General features: G+C 40.0%; 12 protein-coding genes. All 12 read left to right on the forward strand.

The genetic code is table 11. From position 1 onward, the window contains the following. The 12 genes from exbB (at position 1) to CVS81_RS08750 (ending at position 13,031) form a co-directional block, all read left to right on the forward strand. Positions 1–429: a TonB-system energizer ExbB gene (exbB, locus tag CVS81_RS08695; RefSeq protein ID WP_035142272.1), complete on the forward strand. Its 429-nt coding sequence runs from the start codon at positions 1–3 to the stop codon at positions 427–429. Next, a complete protein-coding gene (gene exbD / locus CVS81_RS08700; protein ID WP_087583736.1) occupies positions 416–799 on the forward strand; it encodes a TonB system transport protein ExbD in 384 nt (127 codons plus the stop codon). Before exbB ends, exbD begins: the two co-directional genes overlap by 14 nt. 43 nt (positions 800–842) lie before the next feature. Continuing rightward, positions 843–1,535, forward strand: coding sequence for an energy transducer TonB (locus CVS81_RS08705; RefSeq protein WP_234399550.1), 693 nt, complete (start codon positions 843–845; stop codon positions 1,533–1,535). Between the two features lie 571 nt (positions 1,536–2,106). Next, positions 2,107–3,507, forward strand: coding sequence for an aspartate ammonia-lyase (locus CVS81_RS08710; protein ID WP_103638637.1), 1,401 nt, complete (start codon positions 2,107–2,109; stop codon positions 3,505–3,507). A 91-nt stretch (positions 3,508–3,598) separates the two neighbouring features. After that, positions 3,599–4,942: an anaerobic C4-dicarboxylate transporter gene (locus CVS81_RS08715; RefSeq protein WP_103617859.1), complete on the forward strand. Its 1,344-nt coding sequence runs from the start codon at positions 3,599–3,601 to the stop codon at positions 4,940–4,942. Positions 4,943–5,244: 302 nt separating this feature from the next. Beyond that, a complete protein-coding gene (gene phsA, locus CVS81_RS08720) occupies positions 5,245–7,518 on the forward strand; it encodes a thiosulfate reductase PhsA (protein WP_107965722.1) in 2,274 nt (757 codons plus the stop codon). 9 nt (positions 7,519–7,527) lie between these two features. Then, on the forward strand, positions 7,528–8,091 hold the full coding sequence (locus CVS81_RS08725) for a 4Fe-4S dicluster domain-containing protein (RefSeq protein WP_012140133.1): 564 nt from the start codon (positions 7,528–7,530) through the stop codon (positions 8,089–8,091). Continuing rightward, positions 8,084–9,019: an NrfD/PsrC family molybdoenzyme membrane anchor subunit gene (gene nrfD / locus CVS81_RS08730; RefSeq protein ID WP_107965723.1), complete on the forward strand. Its 936-nt coding sequence runs from the start codon at positions 8,084–8,086 to the stop codon at positions 9,017–9,019. Before CVS81_RS08725 ends, nrfD begins: the two co-directional genes overlap by 8 nt. A 90-nt stretch (positions 9,020–9,109) precedes the next feature. Beyond that, positions 9,110–9,778, forward strand: a complete 669-nt coding sequence (locus CVS81_RS08735) for a response regulator transcription factor (RefSeq protein WP_009294240.1) — start codon at positions 9,110–9,112, stop codon at positions 9,776–9,778. Next, positions 9,762–10,868 carry a sensor histidine kinase gene (locus CVS81_RS08740; RefSeq protein WP_107965724.1) on the forward strand — a complete coding sequence of 369 codons (1,107 nt, stop codon included), beginning with the start codon at positions 9,762–9,764 and terminating at the stop codon, positions 10,866–10,868. The genes CVS81_RS08735 and CVS81_RS08740 overlap by 17 nt, the downstream gene beginning before the upstream one ends. A gap of 49 nt (positions 10,869–10,917) precedes the next feature. After that, positions 10,918–11,928 carry a Holliday junction branch migration DNA helicase RuvB gene (gene ruvB / locus CVS81_RS08745; protein ID WP_021090089.1) on the forward strand — a complete coding sequence of 337 codons (1,011 nt, stop codon included), beginning with the start codon at positions 10,918–10,920 and terminating at the stop codon, positions 11,926–11,928. Between the two features lie 23 nt (positions 11,929–11,951). Next, the gene (locus CVS81_RS08750) at positions 11,952–13,031 is read left to right on the forward strand and encodes a cytochrome C (RefSeq protein ID WP_107965725.1); all 1,080 of its coding nucleotides are present in this window, start codon (positions 11,952–11,954) and stop codon (positions 13,029–13,031) included. Positions 13,032–13,035 lie beyond the last annotated feature (4 nt).

A 13,035-nucleotide genomic window follows, 5' to 3' on the forward strand; every position in this document is an offset into this window, starting at 1 on the left:
ATGGAACTTTTAAAACACAACATTGACTATATAATCATCGGTATTTTGGGCGTCATGAGCTTTTTTGTGCTTTGGTATACGATCGAGCGTATCATTTTTTACTCACGTGTTGATATAAATGGCTACAAAAACATCGAAAAGCTCGATGAGGCGCTAACAAAAAATTTAACCACGCTTTACATCATCTATTCAAATGCCCCATATATCGGACTTCTTGGCACGGTTGCTGGCATCATGATCACATTTTATGACATGGGTATGGCTGGCGGCATCGATACAAAAAGTATTATGATCGGCCTATCTTTAGCGCTAAAAGCGACTGCATTTGGCCTACTTGTGGCGATCCCGACGCTCATGATCTACAACGGCTTTGTTAGAAAAGTCGATGTCATGATAAACAGATACAAGGCCGAAAATGCGTCTAAATAAAAAAGATGGGCTAAATATCGTCCCATTTATCGATATCATGCTCGTTTTGCTAGCCATCGTGCTAAGCATCTCGACCTTTATCGCTCAGGGCAAGATCGCAGTCGATCTACCAAGCGCCAAAAGCGCACAGCAGGATAAAGAGGATGAGAAAAAAGTGAGTGTCGTTATCGATAAAGATAATAAATTTTTCATAGATGATGTGGAAATTTCAGAAGATGAGCTAAAAGATAAGCTAAATGCTGTGGATATAAAAACCTTAATCGAGCTAAAAAGCGACAAAAACGCTAAATTTGACAGCTTTGTCAAAGTAATTGATATCTTAAAAGAAAAAGGTCACGAAAACTTTGCAATCCAAACAATCTCTGAGTAAAATTTCAAACTATAGTGGCCTAGCGGTATCAGCAATAGTGCACGTGGCAGCGGCTTATTTCTTGCTTTCACATAACTTTAGTGAGATAAAGATAGGCGAGCAAAAACCTATAAAAATAGCTCTAAATTCATTCACTCCAGTGCCGCAAACTACGGCTCCGCAGATAAGCGAACAAGTAATGATCCCAGAGCCAACACCTCCAGCTCCACCGCCACCGCCCCAGCCACCAAAACCAGAGCCCAAGCCTGAGCCAAAGGTAGAGCCAAAGCCACTGCCAAAGCCTGAGCCTCGCCCTGAGCCAAAACCAGAGCCAAAAGTGGAGCCAAAACCTGCTATCACTGCGCCAGCTCCTGCCACGACACCAGCACCTGTTGTAAATTCAAATTTACCAGCAAATAACAAATCAATCGCCTCAGCTCCAGCTCAGAAAGTAGCCCAAGAGCTAAATTTAGCAAATGCGCAAAGCGATGAGGACTTTAGCAAGGTCATAGCAGCTGTGAAAAAGTATAAAAGCTACCCAAACAACGCTAGAAGGATGAAGCATCAAGGCGTTGTTGAAGTTAGATTTTTGCTTAAAACAGACGGCAGCATAGACGAGCTAAAGGTTACTAAGAGTTCAGGCTTTGAGTCGCTTGATAATGGTGCTTTAGAAAATGTCAAAAAAGCGAGCTCTGAGTTTCCAAAGCCAAAAGAAGCTCGCTATCTTCGCTTTCCTATAGCATTTACATTAAGATAGTTTTAGTTTTTTGACTTATTTTTTGCAAGATATATTAATGTATAAAATAAAGGTCTTTATATATTAATAAAAACTTAGTTTAAGTTATATTTAAAATAAATAATGACAAGTGATAAATTTTTTAATTAATTGCCTTGTTTGTTGTTGCTTTTTTAGGTGTGATTTTTAAAAGATGATAGCAAATTTAATAAAATTTTAATTTTTTGCCTTACTTACTGCTAAACAAAATATTATTATAAATTTTAGCTTGCCTGTTATAAAATTTGTAAATTTATATTTATTTTATATTAAATTTTCTCAAAAATGGCTTTTAAACTTAAAGTGTAGGACAAATCTGAGCTATTTTGACCCTTTTTATATAATAAAAAAGTAATATTATTAGTAATATAACAATTTAGACAAGCAAATTCCTAAAAACTAGCTTAAATATGAAATATAATTTTCTTTCAAAGAGCGCCATATCAAGTCAAAAACTTAAAGCTTAAAAAAAATAAGTAGTCATTAATATTTAAAACCTCAAATACCTATATAATTTCACTCGGTAACAATTTTTTACTAAGGAGAAGCTGTTATGGCAACCAGAAGAGAACATGATTTTATTGGTGAGTTGGAAATTTCTGACAATTTTTACTATGGCATCCAAACATTTAGGGCTACTGAGAACTTCCACATGAGCGGTAGAACATTAAAAGAGTATCCATACTTTGTAAAGGCATTTGCACAGATCAAAAAAGCTGCTGCGCTTGCAAATAAAGAGGTTGGCGTTTTAGATCCAAAGATAGCTGATGCTTTAGCAAAAGCTGCTGATAGAGTAATAGCTGGTGAGTTTTTAGATCAATTTGTCGTTGATATGGTTCAAGGTGGAGCAGGAACAAGTACAAATATGAACTCAAACGAGGTTATCACAAACATCGCGCTTGAGAGCCTTGGTCACAAAAAAGGCGAGTATCAATACATCCATCCAAACGATCACACAAACCTTGGACAAAGCACAAATGATACTTATCCAAGCTCTATTAAAGTAGCAACTTATGCAAAACTTACTGACTTGCTTGCTGCTATGAATTTACTAAAAGATGAGCTTGAGAAAAAAGCAAAAGAATTTAAAGATATCATCAAAATGGGTAGAACAGAGCTTGAAGATGCCGTCCCTACAACACTTGGCAACACTTTTAACGCATTTGCAAGCTACATCAAAAGTGACATCGAAAAGATCACTGCTGCTCGTGAGTCAATGACACATCTAAACATGGGTGCAACTGCGATAGGCACAGGCATCAACTGCCACCCAGAGTATAAAAATGTAGTTGTTAAAAAACTAAAAGAGATCACTGGAGTTGATTTTAAAAAGGCTGATGACTTCATCGCAGCTACACAAGATACTGCAGACTTTGTTCATGTAAGTGGTGCGCTTAAAACTGCAGCTGTTAGACTTTCAAAAATTGCAAATGACTTAAGACTAATGAACTCAGGCCCAAGATGCGGAATTGGTGAGATAAATTTACCTCAAATGCAACCAGGCAGCTCAATCATGCCAGGTAAGGTAAATCCAGTTATCGCTGAGGTTGTAGGAGAAGCGTGCTATGAGGTTATCGGCAACGACGTAACTATCATGCTTTGCTCTGAAAGAGGCGAATTTGAGCTAAATGCATTTGAGCCAGGCATCGCTTATGCGCTATTTAACTCTATATTCATCCTTGAAAATGCTATGAAAACACTAGCTGAAAAAGCTATCAAAAAACTTACAGCAAACCCTGAGGCTTGCTTAAAATCAGTTCTTGGCTCAGTTGGTATCGTAACAGCATTTAACCCATATATCGGTTACGAAAAATCAGCAAGCATCGCAAAAGAGGCTCTTCAAACAGGTAAAGCAGTTGGCGATATCTGCCTAGAGAGAGGCTATCTAAGCAAAGAAGAGATCGATAAGATTTTAGAGCCTAAAAATATGCTAAATCCGAGCATGGTTAAGTAAAAATTTAAGCAAAGTATTATTAAAGGCGTGCCAGAATTCTGACACGCTTAAGTGGTGATTTTAGTAATAAAATTTAATAAAGGAGTTTTCGATGGATATAATGCTGATCTTACAGATTATAGTCCTATTTGGCGGCATCTATCTTGGTGTCAAACTAGGTGGTATGGGCGTTGGCTACGCAGGTGGTCTAGGCGTTGTGATACTCGCTTTACTCGGTATGAAAGTCGATATGAAAGACATCCCTATGGATGTTATCTTGATCATCGCTTCAGTTATCTCAGCGATCACAGCTTTGCAAGTTGCGGGCGGACTTGATTATTTAGTTCAAGTAGCAACAAAAATTTTACGCAAGAATCCAAAACAGATCAACTTTCTTGCTCCGATAGTTACTTACTTTTTAACTATCCTTGCAGGTACTGGACACACTGCGTTTTCTATGATCCCTGTTATCGTTGAAGTTGCAAAAACTCAAAACATCAAACCTTCAGCTCCACTTGCGCTTTCGGTTGTCTCTTCTCAAGTAGCGATCACTGCAAGCCCTATCTCAGCTGCATTTGTTGCTATGAGTGGTCTATGCGAGAAGCTAGGTGTTAGCTATCCAGTGTTGCTATTTATTTGTATATCAACTACATTTGTTGCGATGATTATCACTGCGTTTATTATCAACAAATTTTACGATCTTGACCTTTCAAAAGATCCTATCTATCAAGATAGACTTGCAAAAGGTTTGGTTGCAGAGGTTAAGGATGTCGAGTATCACGAGCCAAAACCATACGCAAAAAGATCAGTTGCTATTTTTGCGATTGGTGTTTTGATAGTTGTTTGTTATGCGCTATGCATTTCAAAGAGCTTAAATTTAGTAGAAAAACCTATCCTTTCAAGAGATGCAGCTATCATTAGCTTCATGCTAACTATCGGCTTTACGATAGCAGTAGCTTGCAAAGTTGAGACAGGCAAACTTCTATCAACTAGCACTTTCCAAAGCGGTATGAATGCGTGCATCTGCGTTGTTGGTATCGCATGGCTTGGTACAACATTTGTTAATGGACACCTTGATGCTATCAAAGAGGTTGCAAAAGACTTCGTTACTCAGTATCCATTTATCCTAGCTGTTGCGCTTTATTTCTTAAGCTGCTTGCTATACTCACAAGCTGCTACAACAAAGGTTATGATGCCTGCTGTTGCTGCTGCTCTTGGTATGACTAGCCCTGAAAATTCAGGTCAAATTTGGATCCTTGTAGCTTCATTTGCTGCAGTTTCTGGTCTATTTGTATTGCCAACATATCCTACAACACTAGGTGCGATAGCGATGGACGATACAGGAACTACAAGAGTTGGTAAATTTGTATTTAACCACTCATTCTTCATCCCAGGAACTATAATGGTTGCATTATCAGTTATCCTTGGATTTATAGTAGCTCCAGTTCTTATATAAAACTTAAGCCGAGATCTCTCTCGGCTTTTTATTCTTCTCTAAATTTTCAATTTTTTATATCAAATTCTTAAATAACATCTCTTTTTAAATTTAATTTTTTCATTTTTATAAATCACGCAAAAATCGCGCTAAAATTTAATCCATCTTAATTTATCATTTTTAAAATTTGCTCTATTTTGATATTTAATCTCACATATCATAAAAAATAAAAACTAAAAAAAATTATTAAATAAAATTTAATTTTACTTTCAACTTTAAATAATAAAATAACAAAAAGTAAAATTTCTTTTAAAGGGAGAAAGATGAGCTTAAATAGAAGAGAATTTTTAAAATTCAGTGCAGGAGTTAGCGCAGCTGCATCATCTCTATCAGGTGGTGCTTTGCAAGGTGCTGCAAATGGAGGCGAAAAGCACGTTCATAGCTTTTGTGAGATGTGCTCTTCAAGGTGTCCTATCGAAGCAAAAGTCGTTGATGGTAAAGTTCGCTTTTTAAGTGGCAATCCAAAAGCTGGCGGCACGGCAACCTCTCTTTGTGCAAGAGGCGGCTCAGGACTTAGCCAGCTCTATGATGAAAATAGGATCAAAAAGCCATTAATCAGAGCTGGCGAGAGAGGCGAAAATAAATGGCGCGAGATTAGCTGGGACGAGGCGCTTGACTATGTTGCTTCAAAGATGCTTGATATCAAGCAAAAGTATGGTCCTGAAAGCTTTGTATTTACCTGTAAAAGCTCGCAAACACACAAGCTAATGGTAAATTTTGCCTCAGCTTATGGCTCGCCAAACTGCTTTTCACACTTTTCATGCTGTCCGATCACCTATCAAATGGTCTGCGAGCAGATGTATGGCATCGCTAAGCTAAAAAGGGACTTTGCAAATGCAAAATACGTTGTAAATTTTGGTCACAACCTCTTTGAGGGCATCGTCATAGCTGATGCTAAAAAGCTTGCTAAATTTGCAGCTAGCAAGGATACAAAGCTACTTGTGCTTGAGCCAAGATTTAGCGTTGTAGCTGCAAAAGCTGATGAGTGGCTACCAGTCAAACCTGGCACTGACCTAGCATTTGTTCTAGCACTCATCAACACTTGGATACAAAATGGCACTTATGATAAAGAATTTATTGAGAAATTTACAACTGGCTTTGATGAGATCGTAAAGAGTGTCGAGGGCAAAACACCTGAGTGGCAAGAGGCAATTACTGGCATAAAAGCAAGCGATGTTAGACGCATCGCTGATGAAATTTACAAAGCTGCTCCAAGAGTTATTTTTGATTTTGGGCATAAGACAACTACCACAAAAGCTGAATACATGAGGACAAAAGCCATCATGGTGGCAAATGCGATGATGGGCAACTGGGAGGTTAAGGGCGGTCTTTTTGGTGGCAAAAACGCAAAGACCTTTAACAAACTAGTTGGCGAGGATAAATTCCCAGTTCTTAAAAACCCAGATGAGAAATTTAAAGTGCCAAAGGTCACCAGACTAGACTTCGCTGGCGAGGCTGGAGCGCATAAATTTGTAAACAGAAAACATGGCGTTTTGATGGATATAGATAACGCTATATTAAACGAGAAGCCTTACGCCATAAAAGGTTGGTTTAACATCCGCTTTAACCACCTCATAAACGTAGCTGAGACGATGAAGAGTATCGAAGCTATGAAGAAGCTTGAGCTCATCGTAGTGAGCGATGTCTATCTAAACGATATGGCAACCTTCGCTGATGTCATATTGCCTGAGAGCAGCTACCTAGAGCGTGACGAGGGCATAGAGGACAAGTCGGGTCTAAAACCAGCTTATATGATAAGAAATAAAGTCGTTGATCCAGTTGGTGACACAAAAGATGGGGCGTTTATCTTTAGAGAGCTAGCACGCCGCATGAAGATAGATGAGCTTTACACTTGGAACGACATGCGCGAGTTTAGGATGCAACAAGCTGGCGGAGATGTAAATTTACTTGCCGCACTAGAAAAAGATGGCTTTATCACGTGGGATGAGCCAGGGATCTTATTTAGAGAAAAAGGTATGATCGATAAATTTGTCGCTAAATATCCAGTCGCATCTAAATTTGTAGGTGAAAATGGGCTAATGGACGATATGGCTAAGCTTAAAACAAAAAGCGGCAAGATAGAGCTATTTTTGCCTGATGTCGAGGCGCAGTTTGCAGGATATGGCGCGCTAAATGACAAAGATATGGACACATTTGACGGACACGAGCTTTGCTTAACTTGTGGCAAAACGCCTATTCATACCAACGGCCACACTCAGACAGTGCCATTTTTAAATGACCTTATGAGCGATAGCCCTATCTGGATCAATCCAAACACCGCTAAAAAGCAAAATTTACGTGACGGCGACATGGTTTTGGTCAAAAATAAATTTGGCGAGCAAAAGGGCAAGCTTATGGTGACTGAGGGCATTAGAGAAGATACGCTCTTTATCTATCACGGCTTTGGACACATCACGCCAGGCCTTAAGAGCATAGATCACGTAGGGCTTAACACAAGCGTGCTTCTTGATCCAGCTGAGGGTCCGGTGGCTGCGACTATGGTTACAAATGTTGGCGTTAGCATAAGTAAAGCGTAAGGATAGAAAATGAAAAAATATATGATGATACATGATGAAAATTTATGCATCGGCTGTCAAGGCTGCTCGGTAGCTTGCAGAAGTGCAAATAACGTGCCAAGGGGACTTTACCGCTTGCAAGTACATGCGAAGATGAGTGGGACATTTCCAAATTTAAAAACTGACTTTTTACGTCAAAGCTGCGTTATGTGTGAAGATGCACCTTGTGTTGAGGTTTGCCCAACTGGAGCTAGCTTTAAAACAGCTGATGGCGTGACGCTGCTTGATCACAGAATTTGCGTTAGCTGTAAGTACTGCATCCTAGCCTGTCCATACGACGCTCGCTACGTCTTGCCAGATGGCGAGATAGGCAAATGCACATTTTGCTATGAGAGTAGGCTAGAAGAGGGCAAAGAGCCAGCATGTGTTAGCGTCTGCCCTACAAATGCCCTAACTTTTGGCGACGTAAATGATGAAAACTCTAAAATTTCAAAGAAACTAAAAGAGAGCAAATACTACTTGCCAAAAGCGGAGTTAAACACAAAACCTTCACTTGCGATGATCGCAAATACAAAAGGAGCACACCATGAATAACATGTCAGGAAGCCTAGCTCAATACTCTGAAATTTACTGGGGCTGGCCGATAGCTTTTTATCTATTTTTAGCAGGACTTAGTGCAGGTGCTAGCATCGTTGCTGTGCTCATCTCAAATAAATTTGGCAAGGATAACTACTACTTTAAAGCAGCCGCTCTTATCGCTCCAGTGGCGATCGTCCTTGGACTTGCTCTTTTGGTACTTGATCTTGGTAAGCCGCTTAGCTTTTACTGGATACTCTTGCTTTACAACTTTGACTCAGTTATGTCAATAGGCGTTGCGCTGCTTCTAGTTTATACGCCTCTTAGCGTTATATACGCGCTTGGTGCGTTTAAAAACGAGATCGCGTTGCTTAAAATTTCACTTTTTGACGCGCTTGCAAATTTAGCTAGCAAGCTTTCAGGTTTGCTTGGAGTTTTGCTTTTCATCTTAGGCATCGGCGTTGGTGCATATACTGGCTTTTTGCTAAGTGCAGCTCACAAGATCGCACTTTGGAACACGCCAGTTTTGCCACTATTATTCTTAGTTTCTGGCTTAAGCTGTGCTGGTGCATTTACACTGCTTCTTGGCGTGCTAAAAGATGAAAAGAGAGAGCAAAACCAAACTGCACACTTTTTATTAAAATTTGACTTTTTAGCGATCGTAGCCGAGTTTTTGCTAATAGTCGCACTTTTCATGGTTGTAAAAGGTGCAAGTGCAAGTGGTGCGCAGAGCGTAGCAAACGCACTTAGCGCAAATTCTCTTGGGCTGATGTTTTATATCGGCGTCATAGGTCTTGGTATGGCTGTGCCTATCATTTTAGACTTAAGCGTTTTAAAGGTGCATGATTTCAAACGCGAATTTGCCGTGCTAAACGCTATTTTAGTCATTTGTGGTGTCTTTTTGCTAAGATATTACATAGTCTATGCAGGACAAATTTTTATTTAATACTTAAAAAAGAATTTTAATTTGAAATTTACCTATTAAGTATTACAATAGATAAAAATCTTATTAAAGTTTGTTTTTTAGGAGAGCATTTTGAAGATTTTGCTTTTAGAAGATGATCTAGGGTTTCAAGAGAGCGTCTGTGAGTTTTTGCAGACGCTTGGTTATGAAGTTACAGCGGTGAGCGACGGTCAAGAGGCTTGCGACTTGATAGAGAAAAATTTCTATCACCTTTTTATACTTGACATAAAAGTGCCTGGAGTAAATGGTCACGAGGTCATCAAGTATATAAGAAGTCTAAATCCAAACGCTCCTATCATGATAACGACATCTTTAGTTGATATAGATGATATGGCGATTGGCTACGAGCTTGGCTGTAACGAGTATCTAAAAAAGCCATTTGAGCTAGCTGAGCTTAAATTTAGAGTTGCTGAGCTTATGAGAAAGTACTATGGCACTGACGATAAAAACATAGTAAAGATAAATGACGAGTTTAGCTTCAATCTAAATAAACGTGTGCTACTTAAAGATGGCAAGATGGTTGATCTTAGCGCAAAAGAGGTCGCTTTGGTCGAGTGTTTGGTCTCACATCTAAATTCTTACGTCAGCATGGAGGAGCTTAGAGATCTTGTCTGGAACGACAAAGAGATCGAGGGCGCTGATATAAGAATGCACGTTTTAAAGATAAGAAACAAGACAAATAATAACTTTATCATCTCAAAGAGGCGCATAGGCTACAAGATAGATGCACAAGAGCTTTAAGATCCAGATCATAGCGACATTTGTCATAATGTCGCTCTTTTGCTTTCAAAGCTTTGTGATCTTAAATTTAAGTCAGAAAAATAGCAGCTCAAAAGCTCTCTTTGGCGCTATGAAGCATGAAACCATCATTAAAAATGCATTTCTAAAAAACGAGAATATAGCTAGCTCATTAAAGTATAAATTTGCGATTTATGACGTAAATTTTAAACCAGTCATCTCAACTCTTAGCAAAGAGCCAAGTAGCTTTAAATTTGTAACTCTAGAAGAGGGCGGGTATCTTTTTTATAAGAGCTTTTTTATAAAAGATAAGACCCCTTACTACATCGTCGTAGAAAAGGAGCTTGATAACAAAAAGAACATCCTTTTAACAGCTCTTATGCTGCTTGTCATCCTTGTGGCGGTGCTTTTTATCGTCTATTTTTTATATCTAAGTAGCGTTAAGCCTTATAAAGAGTTTCAAAAGTATATGAATAACTTCTTTAACGACGCCATGCACGAGCTAAAGACCCCACTTGGCGTAGCTGGCATGAACCTTGAGATGCTTGGACTTGAAAACAAGTATATAACCCGCATCAAAAATGCCCTAAAACAGATGCAAATAACCTACGAAGATGTCGAGTACTTCATAAAGCGAGGCTACATCAAATTCCCACTTGAGAGGCTAAATTTAAGCGAATACGTTAAAGAGCGAGTGAAATTTCTCTCAAGCGTGGCTGATGTCAAGCACATCGTAGTAAAGACAAATTTAGCAAGCGAGGCATTTACTATGCTAAGCAAGGTCGAGGCTCAGCGCATCATCGATAACACCATCACAAATGCCATAAAATACAGCCCAAAAGAGAGCGAGATAATAGTAAATTTAGAGCTTGAAGCAGATCGCATCAATCTTAGTGTGCAGGACTTTGGCAAGGGGATAAAGGACGTAAAAAGGATCTGGAAGCGCTACGTCAGAGAGGATGAAATCCAAGGCGGCTTTGGACTTGGGCTAAATATCGTCAGTGAAATTTGCCAAAAACATGACATTTTATATGGCGTCGATAGCGTTTATAATGAAGGCAGCACCTTTTACTATAAATTTAAACGAGCTTAGATTAAGCATAAAAGCGTAAAATGAAGCCTTAAATTTAGAAGGAAAAACTTTGGATAGAATCGTTGAAATCGAAAAAGTAAGCTTTGAAAATGACTTTGAAGTCTCGCTTAGACCGACAAAATTTGAAGACTACATCGGCCAAGAAAAGATCAAGCAAAATTTAGACGTCTTTATAAAAGCAGCCAAAAAGCGAAACGAGTGCCTAGATCACGTGCTATTTTACGGCCCTCCAGGACTTGGTAAAACCACCCTTGCTCACATCATCGCAAATGAAATGGGCGTAAGTATCAAAATGACCGCAGCGCCGATGATAGAAAAGAGTGGCGACCTTGCGGCGATCCTTACAAATTTACAAGAGGGCGACGTGCTTTTTATCGACGAGATCCACCGCTTAAGTCCAGCTATCGAGGAGGTGCTTTACCCTGCGATGGAGGACTTTAGACTTGATATTATAATTGGCTCAGGGCCAGCTGCCCAGACTATCAAGATAGACCTGCCAAAATTTACGCTTATTGGCGCAACGACACGTGCTGGTATGATCTCAGCGCCTTTAAGAGATCGCTTTGGGATGGACTTTAGGCTGCAGTTTTACACAAGTAGCGAGCTAAGCCGTATCGTGCAGATAGCCTCTGCCAAGCTTGGCAAAGAGTGCGATAAAAATGCCTCACTTGAGATCGCCAAACGCTCACGTGCCACGCCAAGGATCGCTCTTAGACTATTAAAGCGAATTCGCGACTTTGCCGAGGTAAATGACGAGCAAATCATCAGCCACGAGCGCGCAAAAGAGGGGCTTAACGCACTTGGTGTAAATTCGCTTGGGTTTGACGAGATGGATATTAGGTATTTGGAGATTTTAATGCAAGCAAGGCGCCGTCCTATGGGGCTTAGCACGATCGCAGCGGCACTTAGTGAGGACGAGGGCACGGTTGAGGACGTCATAGAGCCATATCTGCTTGCAAATGGCTTTATCGAGCGCACCGCAAAGGGCAGGATCGCAAGTGCGAAGTGCTTTGAGACCTTTAACGTCAAGATTGACATCGAAAAAGGGCTTTTTGAGTAGCGAAATTTAAATTTGGAGCAAAAATGAGCGAGCCACATCTTTGTCCTAAGTGCAAGCAAAGGACGATTTACTTTGACGGGATCTGCTACTGGTGCAAGCAAAAAGAGAAGCTGGAGTTTTATGAAAATTTAAATGAAGATGAGATCAAACAAAAGCTAAAAAATGTCCTAGCGCATATAGACGAGATAGGCAAATACGGTGAAATTTACAGCGACCTTGTCTATATTTTCTACCTACATGGCATTTGCGACGAGCAGATCATAAGAGAAGTGACCAAACAGGGCGAGTATTATCCATTTGAAATTTACAAAAACGCCCCAAGTGACGTAAGAGACGAGCTCACAAATAGTCTAAATGGCGCTGAAAATATCGTAATAATAAATCACATCCTTTCAGCACTTGCATGGCAGGGCGATGAGGTAGTAAGGGAGCTATTTTTTAGGCTTTATGGTGCGCCAAAGCCTTGGAAGGCAAAGCTTCACGTTGATACCGATGGATACGCTCAGGTTGCAGGCTGGAGCTTTGATGAGAGCGGCAAGAGAAGAAGCCTTGTTTTTGATAGGTGTTTTGTTTGCGAACCAAGCAAAAATGCAGACGCAAGCGTTAAATTTAAAGCACTAAGCGATGAAAAATGTAAATTTTGCAGCGGTGAGATGGTGGAGCTTACTATCAAAAAAGAGAGCCTAAAGCAGTTTGGGCTAGAGCTTAAAAATGACGCGGTGCTTAAATTTTGTCCGACCTGCGTTGGCTTTGTGCAGTATTTTTGCCAAAATGACGGCACAAGCGTGCAAACAGAGGTAGTGGGCGAGGGCGAGAGCGAAGACTATGTAAGAGACGCTGTGGCGGTGCTTGATGGGCAAAAATTTGAGCTAGCAAACGAGGTTTGTATGCACTATGCGGCTATGATAGATAGTGAAATTTTACTTGGTGGATATCCGCAGTGGCAGCAAGACGCGGAGTATTTGCGCTGCCCAAAATGCGGAAAAGCGATGAAATATCTAGCGCAAATTCCTTTTGGTGCTTTGATAGACGGCGAGGGCACGATCTATATGCAAATTTGTGATGAGTGCGAGGTCGTCGGAGCAAATTTTCAGTGCACGTAAAAGG

Origin of the sequence: Campylobacter concisus (assembly GCF_003049065.1) — a bacterium.
In the GTDB taxonomy this organism is placed as follows: Bacteria; Campylobacterota; Campylobacteria; order Campylobacterales; family Campylobacteraceae; genus Campylobacter_A; species Campylobacter_A concisus_BE.